We start from the raw sequence: 24710 nt of genomic DNA, 5'->3' as shown, positions 1-24710 counted from the left end.
TAAAGGGCTTGTCTTTAGATATATCTTGAGTAATATCTTACGATATATCGCAAACGACGGAGCCCTGCCCCCATGCGTGAACACACCCCCCATGACCCCTTCGAGCGGCGCCCCGGCCGCGGCGAGCGCGGCCCACGCGTCTTCGCCCCCGGTGACCTCAAGCTGCTGATGCTGGACCTGCTGGCCGAGCAGCCCGGCCACGGTTACGACCTGATCCGCCAGATCGAAAACCTGTTCGACGGCAGCTACAGCCCAAGCCCAGGGGTGATCTACCCCACGCTGAATTTTCTTGAAGAGGCCGAGCTGATCAGCGGCCAGTTGCAGGGCAGCAAACGCCTCTATGCCATCACCGACGCCGGGCGCAGCGCCCTGGCCGAGCAAGCTGTCGCGCTGGACGGCGTGCGCATGCGCATCGAAGTCAGCAAACGCGCCCTGCGCGGCCACGACCGCCCGCCTGAAATCCATGAAGCGGTCGGCAACCTGCGCCACGCACTGCACATGCACAGCGGCCGCTGGACTCCGGAAGAAATCCAACGGGTCCGCGACTTGCTCAACCATACCGCCAAGGCCATCGCCTCCGGGCCGGCCGACACTGTCGGGGAGACTTCCCATGAGTGACACCATCCACCGCGTCAACCACGAGATCCGCCAACGCCGTCTGCTGGTAATGCGCGTCACCGAGCTGACCCCACGCATGCGCCGCATCACCCTCGGCGGTGCCGAACTGCAAGGTTTCAGCAGCGTCGGCAGTGACGACCATATCAAGCTGCTGTTCGCCGAAACGCCGGAGCAACAACAGGCCATCGAGGCCCGTAATATGGGCCGGGACGGTGGCGCACGGCCCACCATGCGCGAGTACACGCCACGGCGCATCGACTTGGTGGCCAATGAACTGGACATCGACTTCGTGCTGCACGGTGACGGCCCAGCCTCCACCTGGGCCGCCCAGGCCACCCCGGGGCAAACCCTGGACATCGCCGGGCCACGGGCCTCGCTGGTGGTGCCGGATATGTTCGACAGCTACCTGCTGATCGGTGACGAAACCGCCATTCCGGCGATTGGTCGGCGCCTGGACGAACTGCCGGCTGGCCGCCAGGTGCTGGCGGTGATCCAGATCGAAGACGAGCAGGAGCGCCAGCCGTTGCCGAGCAAGGCACAGGTCGAAGTCATCTGGGTGCGTCGCCAGCAAGAAGATTTGCTGGAACTGGTGAAGAACCTGACCTTGCCGCAAGGCCGGTTGTATGGCTGGGTGGCGCTGGAAAAAGCCCTGACCCGCCAGGCCAAAGCACTGCTGCTGGAGAAAGGCGTGCCTGAGGATGCGCTGAAGGCTGCGGCCTACTGGCGTGCTGACGGGACTGCGGACGACGAGTGATCTTGGTTACATGCACTGGCCCTATCGCCGGCAAGCCAGCTCCTACAGTTATTGCACAGCCCTTGAAGGCTGTGAGGTACCTGTAGGAGCTGGCTTGCCGGCGATAGCGCCAGTGCAGGCTAAGCAAATCTGTCCAACCCGCGCCACCGATCCAGCCCAAGCAACACCAACCCAATCCCCCAGAACCCCGCCAGCACCCCCAGGGCATTGAGCATCACCTGCCCATACCCCAGGCTAGCCACATCGATGAACGGGTAGGCATACATGCCAATCTCGCTCCCCCGCCACAGCGCATAGGCGAAGTACACCGCCGGGTACATCGCCCACACTGCCAGGTGCCATAGCCGCAGGCTGCCCTTGGGCACCTCGCACCACCAGTACAAGGCATACAGCAAAGGCATCACGTCGTGTAGCAACTCGTCCGCCAGCCACTGCCAACCCTGCGGTTGCCACAAGTGGCGCAGCAACACGCTGTAGGCCAGCGCCACCAGCACGATGCTGGCTGCCACTGCAGCACTCACCGACGGCGACAGGAAGAAGCGCCTGGCGCGGCCTTCACGACCGAACGCTGCATAACTGAGCACCGTCGCCACCAAGGTGTTGGTCAGCACGGTGAAATAGCCGAACACATTGATCAGGCCGCCAATCAGGCTGGCCTGTTCCTCCCAGCGCGCCAGCAGCACCAGGTATACCTGCACGGTCAGGCCGAACCAGCCCAGCACGGCCATGCCGGTCAGCCAGGGGCGGCGCGGCATATCAGGCCTTGCGCTGCAGCTTCACGTACAACTGCTCGACCTTTTCTCGCGCCCACGGCGTCTTGCGCAAAAAGGCCAGGCTCGACTTGATGCTGGGGTTGCTCTTGAAGCAACGCACATCGATGCGCTCGGCCAGGCCCTGCCATTGGTAGTGCGCCACCAGCTCGGTGAGGATCTGTTCAAGGGTCTTGCCGTGCAGCGCGTTGTGTTGGGCCGTGCTCATGCTGTGCTCCGTAGGAAAGATGCGCACCTTACACGAGTGTAGTGGCGGGTGGGATGCGTCAAGCCCACAGAAAAAATGCTGGCCAGGGGCAAAACCTCTGTGCTGAAATAGTTATGTTATGTTGTAACACTATAAAAGCATCTGCCAAGGAACGCCCCATCCCCATGCTGTACTCAACGCTTCGCCTCTCCCCCCTTGCCGTCGCGCTCTGGCTGGCTGCGTCGCCCAGCCAGGCCATGGAACTCGAACCCCAGGTCATCACCGCCAACCCATTGGGCAACCGCCAGTTGGCCGCCCCCAGCACCGTGCTCGAAGGCGACAACCTGCTGCAGCAACAGCACGGTAGCCTCGGTGAAACCCTCAACAAGCAGCCCGGTGTCGCCTCGACCTGGTTCGGCCCTGGCGCCAGCCGCCCGGTAATCCGCGGCCTGGACGGCGACCGCATTCGCATCCTGCGCAATGGCGTCGGCGCGCTGGATGCCTCGTCGCTGTCCTATGACCACGCCGTGCCGCTGGACCCGGTCACTGTCGACCGCGTCGAGATCGTCCGCGGCCCGGCCGCCCTGCTCTACGGCGGCAACGCCATCGGTGGCGTGGTCAACACCTTCGACAACCGCATCCCGGATGCACCGATCGAAGGCATCCACGGTGCCGGTGAGTTGCGCTACGGTGGCGCCGACACCACGCGCAGCAGCGCTGGCAAGCTGGAGGCGGGTAACGGTGCCTTCGCCCTGCACCTGGATGCCAACAGCCGTCAGTTCAACAACCTGCGCATCCCCGGCTACGCCCGCAGTTCCAAGGTGCGTGACGCCGATGAGCCTGGCAGCAAACACCGCCTGGAAAACAGCGACGGCCGCCAGGACGGCGGTGCAGTCGGTGGTGCCTATCACTGGGATCATGGTTACGCCGGCCTGTCGTACAGCGGCTACGACAGCAATTACGGCTCGGTGGCAGAGTCCGGTGTGCGCCTGGACATGAAACAGGACCACTACGCCTTCGCCTCCGAGCTGCGCGACCTGGACGGCCCGTTCAGCTCGGTCAAGGTCGATGCTGGCTATACAGATTACGAACACAGCGAGATCGAAGAAGGCGAGGTGCACACCACCTTCAAGAACAAGGGCTACGAAGCGCGTATCGAAGCCCGCCATCAACCGCTCGGGCCGATGGAGGGGGTGATCGGTGCCCAGGTCAGTCGCAACGAATTCTCTGCCCTCGGCGAGGAAGCCTTTGTCCCGCACACCAACACCGACAGCCTGGCGCTGTTCATGCTGGAGCAATGGCAGGCCACAGAGCGGCTGAACCTGAGCCTGGGCGCACGCCTGGAGCACACCCGGGTAGACCCGGACGCCAAAGGCAACGAAAACTTCGTCGATGCCGACAGCGCCAGCAGCTTCAACGCCTTCAGCCTATCCTCCGGTGCGGTGTACCAGCTCGACCCGATCTGGTCGCTGGCCGCCAACCTTGGCTACACCGAGCGCGCCCCGACTTTCTACGAGCTGTACGCCAATGGTGCGCATGTGGCCACCGGTGCCTTTGAAGTGGGTGACGCCAGCCTGAACAAGGAAAAGGCCATTTCCGCCGACCTGGCGCTGCGCTTCGACAATGGCACCCACAAAGGCAGTGTCGGGGTGTTCTACAGCCACTTCCGCAACTACATCGGGCTGATCGGCACCGGCAATCTGCGCGAGGGCGGGCATGACCACGACCATGGCGAGGATGACCACGACCACGATCATGACCACGAGGGCTTCCCGGAATACCAGTACCAGGGCGTGCGGGCGCGCTTCTACGGCATCGAGGCCCAGGACCGCTGGCAGCTGGTCGAGAACCGCTACGGCAGCTTCGCGCTGGAGTTGTCCGGTGACTACACCCGGGCCAAGAACCTCGACAGTGGCGAACCTTTGCCACGCATCGCCCCGCTGCGCTTGAACAGCGGCCTGGTGTGGGAACTGGACCGCTGGCAGGCGCGGGTAGATGTGCAACATGCGGCATCGCAGCACCGCAAGCCGGCCAACGAAACCAGCACCGATGGCTACACCACATTGGGTGCAAGCGTGGGTTACCGCTTTGACATTGGCCAGAGCCAGTGGCTGGCGTTTGTACGCGGCGAAAACCTGACCGACCAGACCGTGCGTTACGCCAGCTCGATCCTGCGCGATATCGCACCGGCACCGGGGCGCAGTGTGGAAGTGGGGTTGCGTACCACCTTCTGAAATCGCGGGAGCGCTTTGCGCCCCAATCGTCGGCAAGCCAGCTCCCACAGGTACTGCACTGTCCTCAGTGCTAGCGCAATTCTGTGGGAGCTGGCTTGCCGGCGATGGGCTGCAAAGCAGCCCCTTCACACCATTGTTACCCGCTGAACAACAATTCCCTGCGACAATTTGTCTTTTTTTCTTACAACTTCCGCTATATCCTCCCCGCCTGAAGCTGAATCGCTTCACTGAAACCATCTTGTCGCCATATCCATTGAAGGGCATGCCCTTCGATGCGCTTGCCGTTTTTTCAATAATCAAAAGATAGCGCTATCTCATGCTCCAACTGCCCAAAACCTGTTACATCGGCCTTGCCCTCAGCGCCTTGGCGACACCCGCCGCCGCCAGCGAAATGTTTGCCAGCGACTCCCCATGGATGCTCGGCGACTGGGGCGGCACCCGCAGCGAATTGCTGGAAAAAGGCTACGACTTCACCCTCGGCTACACCGGGGAGATGGGCAGCAACCTGCACGGTGGCTACGACCACGACCGTACCGCGCGCTACAGCGACCAGTTCACCTTTGGCAGCCACCTGGACCTGGACAAGATCCTTGGCTGGCAAGACGCCGAATTCCAGCTGACCATCACCGAGCGCCACGGCGACAACATCAGCAACGACCGCATCAACGACCCCCGCGTTGGCGGCTTCACCTCGGCCCAGGAAGTCTGGGGTCGTGGCGAAACCTGGCGGCTGACGCAGATGTGGATCAAGCAGAAGTACTTCGATGGTGCGCTGGACGTGAAATTCGGCCGCTTCGGCGAAGGCGAGGACTTCAACAGCTTCCCTTGCGACTTCCAGAACCTGGCCTTCTGCGGCTCGCAGGTGGGCAACTGGGTGGGTGGCATCTGGTACAACTGGCCGGTCAGCCAGTGGGCCCTGCGCGTGCGCTACAACCTCAGCGACGAGCTTTACACCCAGGTCGGCGTGTTCGAGCAGAACCCCTCCAACCTGGAATCGGGCAATGGCTTCAAGCTCAGCGGCAGCGGCACGCAGGGCGCGGTAATGCCGATCGAACTGGTATGGACCCCACGCATCCAAGGCCTGAAAGGGGAATATCGCGCCGGCTACTACTACAGTAATGCCAAGGCACAGGATGTTCTCAAGGACAGCAACGGCCAGCCGGCCGCCGTCAGCGGCGCCGCCTACCGCAGCAGTTCGAGCAAGCACGGCATGTGGCTCGGCGCCCAGCAGCAGGTAACTTCGCTGGCCTCCGACCAGTCGCGTGGCCTGAGCCTGTTCGCCAACGCCACGGTGCATGACAAGAAGACCAATGCCATCGACAACTATGTGCAGGCAGGACTGGTATACAAAGGGCCTTTCGACGCCCGCGCCAAGGACGACATCGGTTTCGCCCTCGCCCGCGTGCACGTCAACCCTGCCTACCGCAAGAACGCCCGCCTGGCCAACCAGGCCGCCGGGCTCTACGACTACGACAACCCCGGTTTCCTGCCTGTGCAGGACACCGAGTACAGCGCCGAGCTGTACTACGGCATCCATTTGGCCGATTGGCTCACGGTGCGCCCCAACCTGCAGTACATCCGCCACCCGGGCGGGGTGTCGCAGGTGGATGGCGCCCTGGTCGGCGGCCTGAAAATCCAGAGCAGTTTCTAACCCCCTTTTTGACCTGACGGAGAACCTACGATGAGCACTGAAGGTGCCAACCAAGGAAGCCGCTGGCTACCTCGCCTGATCGGCGCGCTGCTGTTGCTGATGGGCCTGGCCCTGCTGGCCGGCGGTATCAAACTGAGCCAGCTGGGCGGATCGCTGTACTACCTGATCGCCGGTATCGGCTTTGCCCTTTCGGGCATCCTGCTGCTGGCCCAGCGCCGCATTGCCTTGGGCCTGTATGGCCTGGTGTTGCTGGGCAGCACCGTGTGGGCCCTGCTCGAAGTGGGCCTGGACTGGTGGCAACTGGTGCCACGCCTGGCCATCTGGTTTGCCATCGGCGTGGTGTTGCTGCTGCCGTGGGCACGTCGCCCGTTGATCGGCCCGGCCAGCAAGGCCAACACTGCACTGCTGGGCGTTGCCGTGGTTGCTTCGGGCGCATGTGCCCTGGGCAGCCAGTTCACCCACCCCGGCGAAGTGTTCGGCGAACTGGGCCGCGAAAGCAGCGAAATGGCCAGCGCCGCCCCGGCCATGCCCGACGGCGAATGGCAGGCCTATGGCCGCACCGAGCATGGCGACCGCTATTCGCCGCTGCGCCAGATCACCCCGCAGAATGCCTACCGCCTGGAAGAAGCCTGGCGTATCCGCACCGGCGACCTGCCGACTGAAAACGACCCGGTGGAGCTGACCAACCAGAACACCCCGCTGAAGGTCAACGGCATGCTCTACGCCTGTACCGCACACAGCCGCCTGCTGGCCCTGGACCCGGACACCGGCGCGGAAATCTGGCGCTATGACCCGCAGGTCAAGAGCCCGACCGGCACCTTCAAAGGCTTTGCCCACATGACCTGCCGTGGCGTTTCGTACTATGACGAAAACCGCTACGTCAGCCGCGACGGCAGCCCGGTACCGAAAATTACCGACGCAGGCCAAGCCGTGGCACAGGCCTGCCCGCGCCGCCTGTACCTGCCTACCGCAGATGCTCGCCTGATCGCCATCAACGCCGACAACGGCAAAGTGTGCGAAGGCTTCGCCAACCAAGGCGTGATCGACCTCACCACCGGCATCGGCCCGTTCACTGCCGGCGGCTACTACTCCACCTCGCCTGCCGCGATCACCCGTGACCTGGTGATCATTGGTGGCCACGTCACCGACAACGAGTCGACCAACGAGCCGTCGGGCGTGATCCGCGCTTACGATGTGCACGACGGCCACCTGGTGTGGAACTGGGACAGCAACAACCCGGAAGACACCAAGCCGTTGGCCCCAGGCAAGATGTACAGCCGCAACTCGGCCAACATGTGGTCGATCGCCAGCGTCGACGAAGACCTGGGCATGGTCTACCTGCCGCTGGGCAACCAGACCCCGGACCAGTGGGGCGCCGACCGTACCCCGGGCGCCGAGAAGTACAGCGCCGGCGTGGTCGCCCTGGACCTGGCCACCGGCAAGGCCCGCTGGAACTACCAGTTCACCCACCACGACCTGTGGGACATGGACGTCGGCAGCCAGCCGACGCTGGTCCACCTGAAGACTGACGATGGCGTGAAACCTGCGATCATCGTGCCGACCAAGCAAGGTAGCCTGTACGTGCTCGACCGCCGCGACGGTACGCCGATCGTGCCGATCCGCGAAATCCCCACCCCGCAAGGCGCAGTGAAGGGCGACCACACCTCGCCGACCCAGGCCCGCTCCGACCTCAATCTGCTCGGCCCTGAGCTGACCGAACAGGCCATGTGGGGCGCCACGCCGTTCGACCAGATGCTGTGCCGCATCCAGTTCCGCGAACTGCGCTACGAAGGCCAGTACACCCCGCCATCCGAGCAGGGCTCGCTGATCTATCCGGGTAACGTGGGGGTCTTCAACTGGGGCAGCGTGTCGGTCGACCCGGTGCGCCAACTGCTGTTCACCTCGCCCAACTACATGGCCTTCGTGTCGAAGATGGTGCCGCGCGAGCAGGTCGCCGAAGGCAGCAAGCGCGAAAGCGAGACCAGCGGCGTGCAGCCCAATACTGGCGCGCCGTACGCGGTGACCATGCACCCGTTCATGTCGCCGCTGGGCGTACCGTGCCAGGCCCCGGCCTGGGGCTATGTCGCCGCCATCGACCTGTTCACCAACAAGGTGGTGTGGAAGCACAAGAACGGCACCACCCGCGACAGCACCCCGGTACCGATCGGCCTGCCGGTTGGCGTGCCGAGCATGGGCGGTTCGATCGTTACCGCAGGCGGCGTCGGCTTCCTCAGCGGCACCCTCGACCAGTACCTGCGTGCTTATGACGTGAACAACGGCAAGGAACTGTGGAGTGCCCGCCTGCCAGCGGGTGGCCAGGCCACGCCGATGACTTACACCGGCAAGGATGGCAAGCAGTATGTGCTGGTGACTGCTGGCGGCCATGGCTCGCTGGGCACCAGAATGGGCGATTACATCATCGCTTACAAACTCGCTGACTAAGTTACCGAGCCCTGCTTGCAGGGCTCATTCCCCTGTACCGGCCTCATCGCCGGCAAGCCAGCTCCCACAGGTATTCCACCGACCTTGAAAATGGTGGGTTACCTGTGGGAGCTGGCTTGCCGGCGATGAGGCCGGTGCAGCCAATTACAGATGAAACCCTCCCCTGCTCCCTTCGTCTACCATTGAAACCGATTCCCCTGCGCCCCATCTAAGCACCATAGTCATTCACGCAGGTGCCCCATGAGCGACCAGCAGGATTTCCCGGAACACCCCGACGAACACAGCGAAGTCGAGCACACCACCCAGGCCGAAACCGGCCACGCCCTCGCCCTGCCCGGCCAGCAGCTGCCGGACAAGGTCTACGTGATCCCGATCCACAACCGCCCGTTCTTCCCGGCCCAGGTACTCCCGGTCATCGTCAATGAAGAACCTTGGGCAGAAACCCTCGACCTGGTGGCCAAGTCACCCGACCACTGCCTGGCATTGTTCTTCATGGACACCCCGCCAGAAGACCATCGCCATTTCGACACCTCGGCCCTGCCGCAGTACGGCACGCTGGTCAAGGTGCACCATGCCAGCCGCGAAAACGGCAAACTGCAGTTCGTCGCCCAGGGCCTGACCCGGGTACGCATCCGCAACTGGCTCAAGCACCACCGCCCACCCTACCTGGTCGAAGTTGAATACCCGCGCCAGCCCGCCGAGCCGACTGACGAGGTCAAGGCCTACGGCATGGCCCTGATCAACGCGATCAAGGAACTGCTGCCGCTCAACCCGCTGTACAGCGAAGAGCTGAAGAACTACCTCAACCGCTTCAGCCCCAACGACCCCTCACCGCTCACCGACTTCGCTGCCGCGCTGACTTCGGCCACCGGCAACCAGTTGCAGGAAGTACTCGACTGCGTGCCCATGCTCAAGCGCATGGAAAAGGTCCTGCCGATGCTGCGCAAAGAGGTGGAAGTCGCGCGCCTGCAGAACGAGATCTCGGCCGAGGTGAACCGGCAGATCGGCGAACACCAGCGCGAGTTCTTCCTCAAGGAGCAACTCAAGGTCATCCAGCAGGAGCTGGGCCTGACCAAGGACGACCGCAGCGCCGACCTTGAACAGTTCGAACAGCGCCTGGAAGGCAAGACCCTGCCGCCCCAGGCACGCAAGCGCCTGGATGAAGAGATGGGCAAACTGGCCATTCTCGAAACCGGTTCGCCCGAGTACGCCGTCACCCGCAACTACCTCGAATGGGCCACCGCCCTGCCGTGGGGCATGTACGGCAAGGACAAGCTCGACCTCAAGCATGCGCGCAAAGTCCTCGACCAGCACCATGCCGGCCTCGACGACATCAAGGAACGCATTATCGAATTCCTCGCCGTGGGGGCCTGGAAAGGCGAAATCAGTGGCTCGATCGTGCTGCTGGTGGGCCCGCCCGGGGTGGGCAAGACCAGCATCGGCAAGTCCATCGCCGAGTCGCTTGGCCGGCCGTTCTATCGCTTCAGCGTTGGCGGCATGCGTGACGAAGCCGAAATCAAGGGCCACCGCCGCACCTACATCGGCGCCCAGCCTGGCAAGTTGGTACAGGCCTTGAAAGACGTCGAAGTGATGAACCCGGTGATCATGCTCGACGAGATCGACAAGATGGGCCAGAGCTACCAGGGTGACCCGGCTTCCGCCTTGCTGGAAACCCTCGACCCGGAGCAGAACGTCGACTTCCTCGACCACTACCTCGACTTGCGCCTTGACCTGTCCAAAGTGCTGTTCGTGTGCACCGCCAACACCCTCGACTCGATCCCCGGGCCGTTGCTCGACCGCATGGAAGTGATCCGCCTGTCCGGCTACATCACCGAAGAAAAACTGGCCATTGCCAAGCGCCACCTGTGGCCCAAACAACTGGAAAAAGCTGGCGTTTCAAAGACCAGCCTGAGCATCAGCGACAGCGCCCTGCGCCTGGTGATCGAAGGCTATGCCCGCGAGGCGGGCGTGCGCCAGTTGGAGAAGCAACTGGGCAAGCTGGTGCGCAAGGCCGTGGTCAAGCTGCTGGAAAACCCCGAAGCCAAGCTGAAGATCGGCACCAAGGACCTGGAAGCCGCACTCGGCATACCGGTGTTCCGCAGTGAGCAGGTACTGGCGGGCAAAGGCGTGATCACCGGCCTGGCCTGGACCAGCATGGGCGGCGCCACGTTGCCGATCGAGGCAACCCGCATCCACACCCTCAACCGCGGCTTCAAACTGACCGGCAAACTGGGTGACGTGATGAAAGAGTCGGCCGAAATTGCCTACAGCTACGTCAGTTCCAACCTCAAGCAGTTTGGCGGTGACCCTGGCTTCTTCAACGAAGCGTTCATCCACTTGCACGTTCCTGAAGGCGCGACGCCCAAGGACGGCCCGAGTGCCGGGGTCACCATGGCAAGTGCCCTGTTGTCGCTCGCCCGCGACCAGGCACCGAAGAAGGGCGTGGCCATGACGGGCGAGCTGACGCTCACCGGCCAGGTGCTGCCGATTGGCGGGGTGCGCGAGAAGGTGATTGCGGCGCGCCGGCAGAAGATCTTCGAACTGATCCTGCCGGAGCCTAACCGTGGCGACTTCGAAGAACTGCCGGACTACCTGCGCGAAGGCCTGACAGTGCATTTTGCCAAGCGCTTTGCCGACGTGGCCAAAGTCCTGTTCTAACCTGCACCGGCCACTTCGCGGCTTTGGCGTCGAAGTGGCCGGCACTGGCAACACAAAACTCGTCGATCATCGGTTATCCTCAGGTCATCGTCAGCCCCCGGAGCCAACATGACCGCCCCTCGTCTGCTCGTTCCCCTGAGCTTTGCCCTGCTTTGCGCCTGCGCGCAACAACCCACACAGCCCGTCGAACTGGACGCCGAAAGTGAATGCCCAACGCGGCTGCAGGTAGGCCAGGCACTGACCCTGAGCTTGCCCAGCAACCCGTCCACCGGCTATCGCTGGCGTGTCGAAAATTCCGCGTCGAGCGTGCTGCGTATCCTTAGCCCCGAGGTCTATAGCGCCCCCGAAGAGGAAGAGGTTGTTGGCAGTGCCGGTGTCTCTACCTGGCGGTTCCTGGCCAACAGCACCGGGGATGCCCAACTGGTACTGGTCTACCAGCAGCCATGGGCCGCAGACGTCGCCCCGGTGCAAACCTTCGACTGCAAGGTTATCGTCCGCTGAAGACCATCAACTGCGGTCATACATCAGTTGTACTACCTTCAGGTACTCACCCAGACCTTTCAGCGCGACGGTGGCAGCCTCCAGGTCCATCGTCGCGCTAAGGCTTTCGGCCTGGGCCTGCCACTCTGCCTCCACCTTGCGAAGCTCGTGTAACCACGCGTCCTTGAGTGGCACAACGCCCGACAACTCCTTCACCGCCTCCTGTTCATTGCGCGCCGTTCTCAAGGTTCGTTGCACTTGCAGCTGGTCGCCCAATGCTTCCTTGATTTTTGTATCAAGGCGGGCACGGGCTTTGCCCAGGTCGCTGAATGTCTTGGCCCCTTCCAGCGCATCAGCGTGCTTGCCGAGCTTTTGCGTCACAGCCTTGAGCAGGCCGGCGTCGAGTTTCGGGTCGGTGATCAATCCCATCATCTGATCAATTTCGTCATCGCTCGGGATGAGGCCTTTTAGTGCACTGGCAACCGAAGGCCGCTCGAACAACTCGATAGCCTGCACGATATCTGCCCGCTGTTGTTGCAGCTGCACCAGCCGTTGATCGAACGCAACCGCCTGTTCCTGCAGCTCAGCCGTTCGTGCTTCCAACGCTGCCAATGAATCGACAAGGGCCGACAGTGAGAACAGCTCCAGCCGCAAGTTTTTGCGGGCCAGATGCGCATGGTGCTGGCTCAAGCGCTCCAGGACACTGGCCAATCTGTGGTGCGTATGAGCCCCTTCCTTGCCCGGGATGAAGTCCCGCTCGTCCAGCAACGCGATACCGCCTATCAGGCTTTCCTTGAACGCGCGCTCGACAGCCAGCAACAGTGTGCGCAGTTCATCAAGTTGCTCGCGCGCGGCTGGAAGCACTTTCATCTCCCAACTTTCCATGAGCTGGAATATGTGCTCCTGCACTTTTTGCATCTGGACAAAATCGGGGGTGACGGTTTGAGCATTGGCAATGTCCATCTCAGGCTTCCTCATACTCATCAATCAACTCATTGAACAATTCGGACAGCACGTGGCAAATACTGCCTATCTTTGTCCAAGGTTTGATAACCTCGGAAAAGTCATGCACAAAGGATTCAAGCTGGGAGAGGGTGCTCAGCTCTTTGGCTTCATTCACAGAGTTGTTGGCATACGAGGCAAGGAATAACCACACATCGGCCAGCCGTTTGGTCGCCGCTGAGAGGTCCTTGCACCTGAACTGCAAGTCCCTGACCAAGGTCGACACACGCTCGAAGTCGTTCAAGGCTGGCGCCAACTTGCCCAACGCATGCGCCAACTCGTCGCGCCTTTCAATCAGCACATTCTTCGCGGCCCTGATGCTTTCTGCCTTTTGACCGAACACACCGCCGGTTATCACCAGGCCGATCGGCCCCAGCAAGATACCGGTGAACGCGTAACCCACATTGGCATCGTACTCGGATTTCAACTGGTCGATCTGCTCGTCCCACTGATCGAGCTGCCTGCGTTTTTCCAGTGTGTCCTCATGGGAAACCCGTTCTTCAAAGTGCTTCAGCAAGCGTCCCATGCGCGGTTTTAGCTCACGCTTGATTTCATTGTTGAACCAGTTCGCACGGGCGTCGACTTCATCGATACGCCGCCGGGTACCTTCAATCCCCCTGACCAGTTCGGAAATGCCGAGTGTCATCACACTGGCGAGCTGTGCTTGCTCTTCTTCGCTCAACTGCGCGGTGTAAACATCGTCGCCCTGCTCGGCTTTGCGTTTTTGGATCGCCATGAAAACGTCACTGCTTTCAAGGTTCTCCAACAGGCTACCGCCACGCTGCACCAGGCTTTCGGCGAACAGTTCAATTTCCGGCCCCAGCTGCTTTACGCTACGTTCCAGTATGTCCCATTCGTAGGCATGCCGGTGCAGCGCCACATAAAGGTCGCTGACCATCGATGCCTCGATACCGAGGGCGGCATAATCAACTTCCCTTTCGATTTCCACCTGCGTTCGGGGTAACTGATTGACGGTACTGACGTACCGTTTGATGGCTTTCAAATTATCGGCCGTCATCAAACTGCCAATTTGCTGGCCGCCGTCCAGCCGGCTTTCAATGAATGAAAAATACCGTTCCGGCAACATTTTCACTTTGGACACCAGGTCCAGTTCCTCTACCGGTAGTTCTTCCTGCCTAGTTGCGATACTCATCTTTCAACCATGGACCCAATAAATTAGAGAGAGTGGAAGTTTCCACTCGCGGCACACCGATTACATTGGCCTGGGTAACTAAACGCTGTGGGAAAGTTCACCGCTACCGGCGTGAACGCTCCGACCCTGAAGCATTGCCATGGCAAGATGCGTGGCCATTGGATAAAATGCGCCCCCGTTTCACCCTGTATCGAGCCCACCGTGAGCAAACAACCCGACCGCCTTTTCTCGCAACCCCTGGAGCAGGTGCCCGACTTCGTCTTCAACGAAGACGTGGTGCGCGTGTTCCCGGACATGATCAAGCGCTCGGTGCCCGGCTACCCAACCATCGTCGAAAACCTCGGCGTGCTGGCCGCCCGCTTCGCCCAGCCGCACACCGCGCTGTACGACCTGGGCGCCTCGCTGGGTGCAGTCACGCAGTCGTTACGCCGCCACGTGCGCAGCGACGGCTGCCGGGTGATCGCGGTGGACAATTCCGCCGCCATGGTGGAGCGCTGCCGCCAGTACCTCACCGCCCAGGACTCGATGTTCCAGGAGTTGCTGCCGGTGCAAGTGCTGGAAGCCGATATCCTTGCCCTGCCCTTCGAGCCCGCTTCGGTAGTGGCGATGAACTTCACCCTGCAGTTCATTGCCCCCGACCAGCGCCTGGAACTGCTCGGGCGCATCCGCCAGGCACTGCTACCGGGTGGTGCGCTGATCCTTTCGGAGAAACTGCGCTTCGCCGATGAGCAAGCGCAGGACCTGCTCAATGAACTGCACCTGGATTTCAAGCGGGCCAATGGCTACAGCGAACTGGAAATCGCCCAGAAGCGCAGCGCCATCGAAAACGTGATGCGCCCCGACACGCTCGAAGCCCATCAAGAACGCCTGCGCGCCGCCGGCTTCTCCAAAGTGGTGCCCTGGTTCCAATGCCTTAACTTCGCCTCGTTGATAGCCTTGCCATGATCGATCTGTCCCCCCTCGTCCGCCGCCTGGCGGGCACGCCCCTGGCTTCCTGGTCACAAGGCCTGCAAGCGCAACTTGAAGCCAAGCTGGAGAAAGGCCACGGCGACCTCGACCGCTGGCGCGGTGCGCTCGACGCCCTGCCTGCCCTGAAACCCAGTGAAATCGACCTGGTCAACGGGCTGCGCCTGGACTGCGACTGCGACGACGCTACCCGCGCGCAGATGCGTCAGGCACTGATGGGCCTGTCACCGTGGCGAAAAGGGCCGTTCGATCTGTTTGGCGTGCACGTAGACACCGAATGGCATTCGGACTGGAAATGGTCGCGGGTAGGCCCGCACCTGGACCTCAAGGGCAAACGCGTGCTCGACGTCGGCTGTGGCAACGGCTACTACCAGTGGCGCATGCTCGGTGCCGGCGCCGAGATGGTGATCGGTGTCGACCCCAACTGGTTGTTCTTCTGCCAGTTCCAGGCCGTGCAGCAGTACCTGCCGGAGCTGCCGGCCTGGCACCTGCCCTTCGCCCTTGAAGAGCTGCCTGCCAATCTGGAAGGCTTCGACACCGTGTTTTCCATGGGCGTGTTCTATCACCGCCGCTCCCCCATCGAGCACCTGCTGGCGCTCAAGGACTGCCTGGTCAAAGGGGGCGAGCTGGTTCTGGAAACCCTGGTGATCGAGGGCGATGAAAACCAGGTGTTAGTCCCTGAGGACCGGTACGCGCAGATGCGCAACGTCTGGTACCTGCCGTCAGTACCCGCCCTGGCGCGCTGGTTGCGCCGTGCCGGCTTCAGCGATGTGCGTTGCGTCGATGTGAGCGTGACCAGCGTCGAGGAGCAGCGCAGCACCGAGTGGATGCGCTACCAGTCGCTGGGCGACTTCCTCGACCCGAACGACCACAGCAAGACCATCGAAGGCCTGCCTGCCCCACGCCGCGCCACCCTGCTGGCGCGCAAATAAAAAAGGCGCCCGGTTGGGCGCCTGAATACACCTGCGGCGAGGAGCTGTCGCGGTGCAGGTGTTGTTACCTCAGTCCTTGGCCACCTCACGGGCCTTCTCTTGCGCCTTGCGCTCGCGCTCGGCGACGGCCTGTTGCTTGTCGCCGTGCAGGCGCTGCTGGTCTTCGCGGAACGCTTGCCAGAACTGCTTCGAGCGCTCTGCACCGCCCTCGGCATAGACACTGGCACTGCCCAGGGCCAGTGTGGCCAGCAGCAGGTATTTGGTCAGGTTCATCGTGTTTGCCTCGTGATAACCGATCAGATGCGGCCATCCTAGCGAGGGGCGGCTAACAGCAAGGTGAGGCGGGGATTACAGTCCTGCAATGTGGCCTTGTGTTGCCTGTCGGGGCCTCTTCGCAGCACAAGGCTGCTCCTACAGGATCTGTGGGAGCGGGTTTACCCGCGAAAGGGCCCTGACAGACAGCCAGATAACAGCAGGATTACAAATCCGTTATCTGCGCCGCAGCGCCATATGCATGCCGTAACATCCTGCTCCTTGACCCTGATGTCACTACAGGGTCGAAAATCGCCCCCCTTTCATCAAATCGAGCCTCCCATGCGCCTACTGATCATCGAGGACGAACTGCGTACCGCCGATTACCTGCAACAGGGCCTGCGCGAAAACGGCTACGTGGTCGACTGCGCCCACACCGGCACCGACGGCCTGCACCTGGCCCGCCAACAGCCCTACGACCTGGTCATCCTCGACGTCAACCTGCCTGAAATCGATGGCTGGACCGTGCTGCAGCGGCTGCGTGCCGAATCGGCCACGCGCATCATGATGCTGACCGCCCATGGTCGCCTGGCCGACCGGGTCAAAGGCCTGGACCTGGGCGCCGATGACTACCTGCTCAAGCCCTTCGAATTCCCTGAACTTCTGGCGCGTATCCGCAGCCTGCTGCGCCGTAACGATCAGCAGCTGCAGCCCAGCACCCTGCGCGTGGCCGACCTGGAACTGGACCCCGGCCGCCACCGCGCCTACCGCGCCGGGCAGCGCATTGACCTGACCGCCAAGGAGTTCGCCCTGCTGCACCTGCTGATGCGCCAAAGTGGTGAAGTGCTTTCGCGCACCCAGATCATCTCGTTGGTATGGGACATGAATTTCGACTGCGACACCAACGTGGTCGAGGTTTCGATCCGTCGCCTGCGGGCGAAGATCGACGACCCGTTCGACAACAAGCTGATCCATACCCTGCGCGGCGTAGGCTATGTACTGGAGGCGCGCGCTTGAGAAACGCCAGCCTGTCACTGCGCCTGGGCCTGAGCGTGACACTGATGGGCGCCGCACTGGTGCTGCTGCTGGCCTGCCTGGCCGTGTTCGCCCTGGACCACGAACTGGACAGCCGCGCCCGCAAGGACCTGGCGCGCAAGATGCTGCAGGTTGAACACAACCTGCGCGTCGATCTGCGCAGCGAGGACCTGGGCACCCGCGCCCATCCACTGCTCGACCTGGTGATGGGGCATGACAACCTCAGCCTCAGCGTACTGGCCCTTGACGGCCGCCACCCGCACCTGCTCAGCCTCGGCCCGGCCCTGGAGTCGCGGGTGAGCGAGTTGCACACCGATGCCCGCCTGGCCTTTCACGCATGGCGCGACAGCAGCGGCAACCAGCTCCTCACCGTGACCCGGCTGATGCGCCTGCGCGACAACACGCCGGTGAAGGTGATGATGTCGCTCAACCGCGCCGACGACAACGCCCTGCTGCAGGCCTACCTGCATTCGACCTTGCTCGCGTTGCCACTGCTGCTGCTATTGATCGGTGCAGGCGCCTGGTGGCTGATGCAGCGCGGCCTGAAACCGCTGCGGCGCTTCCGGCGCATTGCCGGGCAAGTGTCGGCCCAGGACCTGCAACATCGCCTGCCGGCTACCGGCCTGCCGCAAGAACTGGCGCAACTGGCCAGCAGCATCAACGTGATGCTCGACCGCCTCGATCAGGGCGTGAGCCAGTTGTCGCAGTTCTCCGACGATCTGGCCCATGAGTTGCGCACCCCGTTGAGCAACCTGATGGGCAAGGCGCAAGTGACCCTGGCCCGCGAACGGGACAACGCCAACTACCGGGAAGTGCTGGAAGACAGTATCGAGGAGCTGACCCGGCTCAACCGCATCATCAATGACATGCTGTTTCTTGCCCAGGTCAGCCAGCCGCAAACGCAGGTTGCATTGAAACCCTTGGCCTTGGCTGATGAGGCAGCGCGAGTTGTCGAGCTATTTGCCTTCAGTGCCGAGGGGAAAGCAGCCGAGCTGCGTGTGCTGGGGTGGGGAACGGCGCTGGGGGATAGGCTGATGTTTCAGCGGGCGTTGTCGAACCTGTTGAGCAATGCCATCCGCCACAGCCCTGAGGGTGAGCGCGTCGAGTTGCGGATTGAACGTTCAGGCAGCGAAGTATGGCTTTCGGTAGAGAACCAGGGGCCCGGCATTGCTACAGAACACCAGTCGCGCTTGTTCGAGCGGTTTTACCGGGTGGGCCCGGGGCGTTCGCGGCTGGAGGGCGGAACCGGGTTGGGGTTGGCGATCGTGAAGTCGATCATGCAGCTGCATGGCGGGCGGGTCGAAGTGAACAGCAGCCCCTTGGGGCCTACCCGCTTCACTTTGGTGTTTGCTGCAGAGTAATTGGCTGCCAGCACCGGCCCTTTCGCGGGCTCGCCCGCTCCCACAGGAGCGTCACAAATGCTGAAACTTGTGAGGTACCTGTGGGAGCGGGCAAGCCCGCGAAGAGGCCGCCACAGGCACCCATCACATCAGCGCGAAGCCGCCACGATCAGTGCCTTCATCTCGGCCACTGCGGCTTTGAAGCCTACAAACAAGGCATGCGCCACCAGCGCGTGGCCAATGTTCAGCTCATTGATGCCCTTGATCGCCGCCACCGCTTCGACGTTGTGGTAATGCAGCCCGTGGCCAGCATTGACGATCAGCCCCTGCCCCACACCAAACGCCACGCCATCAACAATACGCTGCAACTCCTCGGCCACTTCGGTCGGGGTTTCGGCGTCGGCGTAACGCCCGGTATGCAGCTCGATGGCCGGCGCACCCACCCGGCGTGAGGCCTCGATCTGGCGCTCGTCAGCATCGATGAACAGCGACACTTCGGCACCGGTGCGGGCAAGGCGCTCCACGGCCGCCTTGATCCGTGCCTCCTGCCCCGCCACGTCCAGGCCACCTTCGGTAGTCAGTTCCTGACGGGTTTCAGGCACCAGGCAGATGTGCGCCGGGCGGATCTTCTCGGCAAAAGCCATCATCTCTTCGGTGACGCCCATTTCGAAGTTCATGCGCGTCTGCAGCACATCCTTGAGCAGCACCACGTCGCGTTCCTGGATGTGCCGACGGTCTTCACGCAGGTGCACGGTGATGCCATCGGCGCCCGCTTCCTCGGCGTCCAGGGCAGCCTTGACAGGGTCAGGGTAACGCGTGCCCCGGGCTTGGCGCAGGGTCGCCACGTGGTCGATGTTTACGCCAAGAAGCATGCGGTTGCTGTGAGTCACGAAAGGCTCTCCTGAAGGTTGAGCCCCACAGCATACGTCGTGATCAGCGCTTGCGAAACAGTTCCCGGCTGACCAACGGTTTTGCGCCCAGGTGAACCGCCAGTGCCTGGCGCATCAGGCGCTTGGCCGCGAGCAAAGCGCCTGGGGTGTCCCAGTCGGCGTCGGCCAGGGCCATCAGCTCGATGCCGCGAAACAGGCCGGGTTGCACCAGTTCGACCCGCTCCAGGCCGGCATCCACACGCAAGCGATACAGCCCGTCTGCGGCGATGGGTTGGTCGTTGACGTCATGATTCAAGGAGAACGCATAACCGAGTTCGTCTAGCAGCCGCCATTCGAACGAACGCAGCAGCGGCTCCAGCGGGCGCCCGGCGGCCAAGGCCTGCAAGGTCAGGGCGTAGTGCTCGAACAGGGCCGGGAACGGCGCTTCGGCAGGCAGCAGCCGCATGAGCAGTTCATTGAGGTACAACCCGCTGAACAGGGCATCGCCGTGCAGCCAGGCGGCGATGCCGGCGCTGTCCATCCGCCCGACATTCTTCAGCTCGCCACGCCCGCGCAGCTCCACCTCAAGCGGCACGAACGGCCGCACCAGGCTGCCGCCCTTGCCACGCGCACGCCGCAGTACAGCGCGCATGCGGCCCTGCGGCGTGAGGAAGTCCACCAGCGCGCTGGTTTCCTTGTAGGCACGGCTGTGCAGCACGTAGGCTGGCTGGCCGACAGGTTGTTCCATTAGCGTTTACCCAGCCCGTGGTTGTGGGAGCGGCTTCGTGTCGCGAAAGGGCCGCAACGCGGCCCCCCGGATTTCAGCATTGCCGCCAAAATGGCTGGGGCTGCTTCGCAGCCCTTTCGCGACGCAAGGCCGCTCCCACAAGGGCCGCCTTGAGCCTTAGAGGTCGCCGTAGCCCAGCGAGCGCAGGGCGCGCTCGTCGTCGGACCAGCCGCCCTTCACCTTGACCCACAGGTTGAGCATGACCTTGGAGTCGAACAGCACTTCCATGTCCTTGCGCGCCTCGGAGCCGATGCGCTTGATGCGCTCGCCCTTGTCGCCAATGATGATTTTTTTCTGGCCGTCGCGCTCGACCAGAATCAGCGCGTGAATATGCAGCACATGGCCCTGCTGCTTGAATTCTTCAATTTCCACGGTGATCTGGTACGGAAGCTCGGCACCCAACTGGCGCATGATCTTCTCGCGCACCAGTTCGGCGGCCAGGAAGCGGCTGCTGCGGTCGGTGATCTGGTCTTCCGGGAAGAAGTGATCGTTCTCGGGCAGGTGCTTGGCGATCTGTGCTTCCAGCGCTTCGAGGTTGTGCCCCTGCTGCGCAGAAATCGGCATGACTTCGGCGTTTGGCAGTTGCTCCTGCAGCCACTGCAGGTGCGGGATCAGCTCGGCCTTCTCTTCCATGCGGTCGGTCTTGTTGACCGCGATGATCAGCGGGCCGGTCACGTACTGCACGCGCTCCAGCACCAGTTGGTCCTCGTCGGTCCACTTGGTGCGGTCGACTACGAAGATCACCACGTCGACGTCCTTCAGTGCCGCCGAGGCGTTGCGGTTCATGTAGCGGTTCAAGGCTTTGTCGTTGGCCTTGTGCATACCGGGGGTGTCGACGTAGATCGCCTGCACATCCCCTTCGGTCTTGATGCCGAGCATGTTGTGGCGGGTGGTCTGCGGCTTGCGCGAAGTGATCGCCAGCTTCTGGCCCAGGATGTGGTTGAGCAAGGTCGACTTGCCCACGTTGGGGCGGCCGACAATGGCCACGTAGCCGCAGCGCGTCGGGTTGTTATCAGTCATTGCCATTCTCCACGCCCAGGGCGATCAGTGCGGACGCGGCAGCGACTTGCTCGGCAATACGCCGGCTAACGCCCTGACCACGACTTTTGTTGTTCAGCAGCACAACTTCGCATTCGACGAAGAAAGTACGGCAGTGCGGTTCACCCTGGATATCCACTACTTCGTAACGCGGCAGCTCACAGCTGCGCGATTGCAGGAATTCTTGCAGGCGGGTTTTCGGGTCCTTGTTGGTGTCGACCAGGGTCAGGCCTTCGAACTCGTCCGCCAGCCAGGCCAGGACGCGTTCCCGGGCCGTGTCCATGTCGGCGTCCAGGTAGATGGCACCGATCAGTGCCTCCAGGGCGTCGGCCAGGATCGACTCACGACGGAAACCGCCACTTTTGAGCTCACCCGAACCCAGGCGCAGGTATTCGCCCAAGTCGAAACCACGGGCCAGGCGGGCCAGGGTCTCGCCCTTGACCAAGCGCGCGCGCAGGCGCGACAGCTGGCCTTCGCGGGCCTGCGGGAAGCGCTCGAACAGCGCTTCGCCGGCGACGAAGTTGAGAATGGCGTCACCGAGAAACTCCAGGCGCTCGTTATTGCGCCCGGCATAGCTGCGATGGGTCAGTGCCAGAAGCATCTGGTCCTGATTCTTGAAGGTATAACCGAGCTTTCGCTCCAGATGGGCAAGGGAAGCACTCATGCAACCACCCGTTTGTTGTTCAACGCGTTGTTCAAATCAACATCCTGAAAGACTGTTTGGCTGTGGCCCGCCGCCGTATGCGACGAATCTCCCGATCCCTGAGAACACAGCCTATGTCAGAAATGCATTCGGCGCTGTCTGCTGGACAGCGCCGATGGGTATCAATGGATCAGGCCGACCCGCGACAGGTTGGGCAGGTGGCTGAGCTTGGGCTCTGGCCAGCTCATCCACACCGCAAAGGCCTTGCCGACGATGTTCCGGTCCGGAACCATGCCGTGCAGTTCCTTGGGAATGTTCGGATCATCCCAGTAACGGCTGTCGTTGGAGTTGTCGCGGTTGTCGCCCATCATGAAGTAATGGCCTGCCGGCACGGTCCACTGCTGGTCCGGCGGCATGCGATAACGGCTCATTTCCTTGCGGATCAGGTGTTCGGCCTCGCCGAGCTTTTCCTTGTACAGCTCGGCGCTGCCCAAGGTGCCCGGTTCGGTGCCCACCAGTTGTTCGGCAATCGGCTGGCCGTTGACGAACAGCCGCTTGTCGTTGGTGTAGCGGATCTGGTCGCCCGGCAGGCCGACCACTCGCTTGATGTAATTGACGTTCGGGTCGCTCGGATAGCGGAACACCATTACATCACCGCGTTGCGGGTCACCCACCTCGATGACCTTCTTGTCGATCACCGGCAGGCGAATACCGTACGAGAACTTGTTCACCAGGATGAAGTCGCCCACTTCCAGGGTCGGTTTCATCGACCCCGAAGGGATCTGGAACGGCTCGACCAGGAATGAACGCAGCACCAGCACGATGAACAGCACCGGAAAGAACGATTTGCCGTACTCGACCAGCAACGGTTCCTTGTTCAGGCGCTCGACAACGGCCATCTCGGGCTGGCTGACGCTGCCCTGATAGTTGGCGATTGCCGCACGCCGGCGCGGGGCCAGGAACAGCAGGTCGATCAAGCCCAGCAGACCGCAGACAAAGACGGCGATGACTAGCAACAGCGGGAAATTTAGCGACATAGGACCTAGCTATCCAACCTGAGCACGGCGAGGAAGGCTTCTTGTGGAATTTCCACGTTGCCGACCTGTTTCATGCGTTTCTTACCGGCCTTCTGCTTCTCCAGCAGTTTCTTCTTACGGCTGACGTCACCACCGTAGCACTTGGCCAGTACGTTCTTTCTGAGCGCCTTGACGGTTGTCCGCGCGATGATCTGGCCGCCAATGGCTGCCTGGATCGCCACGTCGAACATCTGCCGAGGGATCAGTTCCTTCATCTTCTCGGTCAACGCACGGCCTTTGTAGGCCGCGTTATCGCGGTGCACGATCAATGCCAGGGCATCGACCTTGTCGCCGTTGATCAGTACGTCCAGTTTGACCAGGTTGGCCGACTGGTAGCGATCAAAATGATAATCCAGCGAAGCATAGCCGCGGCTGGTGGACTTGAGACGGTCGAAGAAGTCCAGGACCACTTCGTTCATCGGCATGTCGTAACGCACCTGCACCTGGCTGCCGAGGAACTGCATGTCGCGCTGCACGCCACGCTTCTCGATGCACAGGGTGATGACGTTACCCAGGTGTTCCTGCGGCACCAGGATGGTCGCGGTGACGATCGGCTCGCGGAAATCGGTCACAGCCGAGACATCCGGCAGTTTTGACGGGTTATCGACGATGATGGTTTCGCCGGTCTTCAGCTCGAGCTCGTAGATCACGCTCGGTGCGGTGGTAATCAGGTCCAGGTCGTATTCGCGCTCCAGGCGCTCCTGGATGATCTCCATGTGCAGCATGCCGAGGAAACCGCAACGGAAGCCGAAGCCCAGGGCGTCGGAGCTTTCCGGCATGTACTGCAGCGACGAGTCGTTGAGGGTGAGCTTCTGCAATGCGTCGCGGAAGTCTTCGAAGTCGTCGGAGCTGACCGGGAACAGGCCGGCGTAGACCTGCGGCTGGATTTTCTTGAAGCCCGCCAGCACTTCGACCTCGGGGGTCGAGGACAAGGTCAGGGTGTCACCCACCGGCGCACCGTGAATGTCTTTGATGCTGGCGATGATGAAGCCTACTTCGCCGGCTTTCAGATCAGCGGTCTGGGTATGTTTCGGGGTGAACACACCCACGCTGTCGACCAGGTGCACCTTGCCGGTGGACTTGACCAGAATCTTGTCGCCCTTCTTGACGCGGCCCTGACGCACACGCACCAGCGAGACCACGCCCAGGTAGTTGTCGAACCAGGAGTCGATGATCAGCGCCTGCAGGGGCGCGTCGATTTCGCCTACAGGCGCGGGGATGGTGTGCACCAGGCGCTCGAGCACCTCGTCTACGCCCATGCCGCTCTTGGCACTACAGGCCACGGCGTCGGTGGCGTCGATGCCGATGATCTTCTCGATCTCGTCCTTGACGCGGTCCGGGTCGGCCTGGGGCAGGTCCATCTTGTTCAGGACAGGCATGACTTCCAGGCCCTGCTCGATGGCGGTGTAGCAGTTGGCAACGGACTGGGCTTCAACGCCTTGGCCAGCGTCCACCACCAGCAGTGCGCCTTCACAGGCCGCCAGCGAGCGCGAGACTTCGTAGGTGAAGTCGACGTGGCCGGGGGTGTCGATGAAGTTCAGCTGGTAGGTCTTGCCGTCTTGCGCCTTGTAGTGAAGCGTGACGCTGTGGGCTTTGATGGTAATCCCGCGTTCGCGCTCCAGGTCCATCGAATCAAGCACCTGGGCTTCCATTTCGCGCGCCGACAGGCCACCGCACATCTGGATGAAACGGTCGGCCAGCGTCGACTTGCCATGGTCGATGTGGGCGATGATGGAGAAATTGCGGATATGACTCAAATCACTCACGGGTCAACACTCGAAAAGGCTGCGAGCCGGGACGCCCGCCGAAAAATAGCCGGGAAT

22 protein-coding genes are annotated in these 24710 nt (G+C 62.2%); 11 read left to right on the top strand and 11 right to left on the bottom strand.

What is annotated here, in order from left to right; all coding sequences use genetic code 11:
• The first annotated feature begins 72 nt into the window (after positions 1-72).
• Together ACN6NG_RS04690 and ACN6NG_RS04685 are read left to right on the top strand one after the other, a co-directional pair.
• Positions 73-618, top strand: a complete 546-nt coding sequence (locus ACN6NG_RS04690) for a PadR family transcriptional regulator (RefSeq protein ID WP_474313091.1) — start codon at positions 73-75, stop codon at positions 616-618.
• Positions 611-1372: a siderophore-interacting protein gene (locus tag ACN6NG_RS04685; protein ID WP_474313090.1), complete on the top strand. Its 762-nt coding sequence runs from the start codon at positions 611-613 to the stop codon at positions 1370-1372. The genes ACN6NG_RS04690 and ACN6NG_RS04685 overlap by 8 nt, the downstream gene beginning before the upstream one ends.
• A gap of 119 nt (positions 1373-1491) precedes the next feature.
• Here the strand turns inward: ACN6NG_RS04685 and ACN6NG_RS04680 are convergent, their stop codons facing one another.
• Both ACN6NG_RS04680 and ACN6NG_RS04675 read right to left on the bottom strand, forming a co-directional pair.
• Positions 1492-2127 (bottom strand): Pr6Pr family membrane protein, encoded by a 636-nt coding sequence (locus ACN6NG_RS04680; protein WP_063422223.1) that lies wholly within the window; start codon positions 2125-2127, stop codon positions 1492-1494.
• A 1-nt stretch (position 2128) separates the two neighbouring features.
• Positions 2129-2350, bottom strand: a complete 222-nt coding sequence (locus ACN6NG_RS04675; protein WP_016498188.1) for a VF530 family protein — start codon at positions 2348-2350, stop codon at positions 2129-2131.
• Positions 2351-2514: 164 nt separating this feature from the next.
• Here ACN6NG_RS04675 and ACN6NG_RS04670 point away from each other — a divergent pair, with 164 nt between their 5' ends.
• The 5 genes from ACN6NG_RS04670 to ACN6NG_RS04650 all read left to right on the top strand — a co-directional run bounded on the left by ACN6NG_RS04670 (position 2515) and on the right by ACN6NG_RS04650 (position 11815).
• Complete coding sequence (locus tag ACN6NG_RS04670; RefSeq protein WP_474313088.1) at positions 2515-4563, top strand: TonB-dependent receptor; 2049 nt, start codon at positions 2515-2517, stop codon at positions 4561-4563.
• A gap of 316 nt (positions 4564-4879) precedes the next feature.
• The gene (locus ACN6NG_RS04665; RefSeq protein ID WP_197899646.1) at positions 4880-6214 is read left to right on the top strand and encodes a carbohydrate porin; all 1335 of its coding nucleotides are present in this window, start codon (positions 4880-4882) and stop codon (positions 6212-6214) included.
• Positions 6215-6244: 30 nt separating this feature from the next.
• Positions 6245-8656, top strand: coding sequence for a glucose/quinate/shikimate family membrane-bound PQQ-dependent dehydrogenase (locus ACN6NG_RS04660; RefSeq protein ID WP_063422226.1), 2412 nt, complete (start codon positions 6245-6247; stop codon positions 8654-8656).
• Between the two features lie 240 nt (positions 8657-8896).
• On the top strand, positions 8897-11314 hold the full coding sequence (gene lon / locus ACN6NG_RS04655; RefSeq protein WP_063422227.1) for an endopeptidase La: 2418 nt from the start codon (positions 8897-8899) through the stop codon (positions 11312-11314).
• A 108-nt stretch (positions 11315-11422) separates the two neighbouring features.
• Positions 11423-11815, top strand: a complete 393-nt coding sequence (locus ACN6NG_RS04650; protein ID WP_063422228.1) for a protease inhibitor I42 family protein — start codon at positions 11423-11425, stop codon at positions 11813-11815.
• Between the two features lie 6 nt (positions 11816-11821).
• Here the strand turns inward: ACN6NG_RS04650 and ACN6NG_RS04645 are convergent, their stop codons facing one another.
• Both ACN6NG_RS04645 and ACN6NG_RS04640 read right to left on the bottom strand, forming a co-directional pair.
• Entirely contained in the window at positions 11822-12757 is a 936-nt protein-coding gene (locus tag ACN6NG_RS04645; protein ID WP_474313084.1) for an alpha-xenorhabdolysin family binary toxin subunit B, read from the bottom strand.
• Between the two features lies 1 nt (position 12758).
• Positions 12759-13949 (bottom strand): alpha-xenorhabdolysin family binary toxin subunit A, encoded by a 1191-nt coding sequence (locus ACN6NG_RS04640; RefSeq protein ID WP_353456298.1) that lies wholly within the window; start codon positions 13947-13949, stop codon positions 12759-12761.
• Between the two features lie 201 nt (positions 13950-14150).
• Here ACN6NG_RS04640 and cmoA point away from each other — a divergent pair, with 201 nt between their 5' ends.
• Positions 14151-14894, top strand: a complete 744-nt coding sequence (cmoA, locus tag ACN6NG_RS04635) for a carboxy-S-adenosyl-L-methionine synthase CmoA (RefSeq protein WP_063422231.1) — start codon at positions 14151-14153, stop codon at positions 14892-14894.
• The gene (gene cmoB, locus ACN6NG_RS04630) at positions 14891-15847 is read left to right on the top strand and encodes a tRNA 5-methoxyuridine(34)/uridine 5-oxyacetic acid(34) synthase CmoB (RefSeq protein WP_049276343.1); all 957 of its coding nucleotides are present in this window, start codon (positions 14891-14893) and stop codon (positions 15845-15847) included. Before cmoA ends, cmoB begins: the two co-directional genes overlap by 4 nt.
• A gap of 69 nt (positions 15848-15916) precedes the next feature.
• On the opposite strand, the gene ACN6NG_RS04625 is transcribed toward cmoB, so the two are convergent.
• Positions 15917-16120: a hypothetical protein gene (locus ACN6NG_RS04625; RefSeq protein ID WP_003252072.1), complete on the bottom strand. Its 204-nt coding sequence runs from the start codon at positions 16118-16120 to the stop codon at positions 15917-15919.
• Between the two features lie 321 nt (positions 16121-16441).
• On the opposite strand from ACN6NG_RS04625, the gene ACN6NG_RS04620 reads away from it, so the two are divergent.
• Both ACN6NG_RS04620 and ACN6NG_RS04615 read left to right on the top strand, forming a co-directional pair.
• Positions 16442-17116 (top strand): heavy metal response regulator transcription factor, encoded by a 675-nt coding sequence (locus ACN6NG_RS04620; protein WP_016498180.1) that lies wholly within the window; start codon positions 16442-16444, stop codon positions 17114-17116.
• Positions 17113-18495 carry a heavy metal sensor histidine kinase gene (locus ACN6NG_RS04615; RefSeq protein ID WP_063422232.1) on the top strand — a complete coding sequence of 461 codons (1383 nt, stop codon included), beginning with the start codon at positions 17113-17115 and terminating at the stop codon, positions 18493-18495. Before ACN6NG_RS04620 ends, ACN6NG_RS04615 begins: the two co-directional genes overlap by 4 nt.
• Positions 18496-18623: 128 nt before the next feature.
• Here ACN6NG_RS04615 and pdxJ read toward each other — a convergent pair whose 3' ends face one another.
• From pdxJ to lepA, 6 genes are all read right to left on the bottom strand, one after another.
• Positions 18624-19346, bottom strand: coding sequence for a pyridoxine 5'-phosphate synthase (gene pdxJ / locus ACN6NG_RS04610; protein ID WP_217435896.1), 723 nt, complete (start codon positions 19344-19346; stop codon positions 18624-18626).
• A gap of 61 nt (positions 19347-19407) precedes the next feature.
• The gene (gene recO / locus ACN6NG_RS04605) at positions 19408-20091 is read right to left on the bottom strand and encodes a DNA repair protein RecO (RefSeq protein WP_016498177.1); all 684 of its coding nucleotides are present in this window, start codon (positions 20089-20091) and stop codon (positions 19408-19410) included.
• A gap of 156 nt (positions 20092-20247) precedes the next feature.
• Positions 20248-21150: a GTPase Era gene (era, locus tag ACN6NG_RS04600; RefSeq protein ID WP_016498176.1), complete on the bottom strand. Its 903-nt coding sequence runs from the start codon at positions 21148-21150 to the stop codon at positions 20248-20250.
• Positions 21143-21832 carry a ribonuclease III gene (rnc, locus tag ACN6NG_RS04595; RefSeq protein ID WP_016488825.1) on the bottom strand — a complete coding sequence of 230 codons (690 nt, stop codon included), beginning with the start codon at positions 21830-21832 and terminating at the stop codon, positions 21143-21145. Before rnc ends, era begins: the two co-directional genes overlap by 8 nt.
• A 161-nt stretch (positions 21833-21993) precedes the next feature.
• A complete protein-coding gene (lepB, locus tag ACN6NG_RS04590) occupies positions 21994-22848 on the bottom strand; it encodes a signal peptidase I (RefSeq protein ID WP_049276347.1) in 855 nt (284 codons plus the stop codon).
• 5 nt (positions 22849-22853) lie between these two features.
• On the bottom strand, positions 22854-24653 hold the full coding sequence (lepA, locus tag ACN6NG_RS04585) for a translation elongation factor 4 (protein ID WP_016498174.1): 1800 nt from the start codon (positions 24651-24653) through the stop codon (positions 22854-22856).
• Between the last annotated feature and the right edge of the window lie 57 nt (positions 24654-24710).

The sequence above is a fragment of the Pseudomonas sp. TSO6 genome (assembly GCF_056098905.1).
This window is presented reverse-complemented; position numbering and strand designations above follow the sequence as displayed.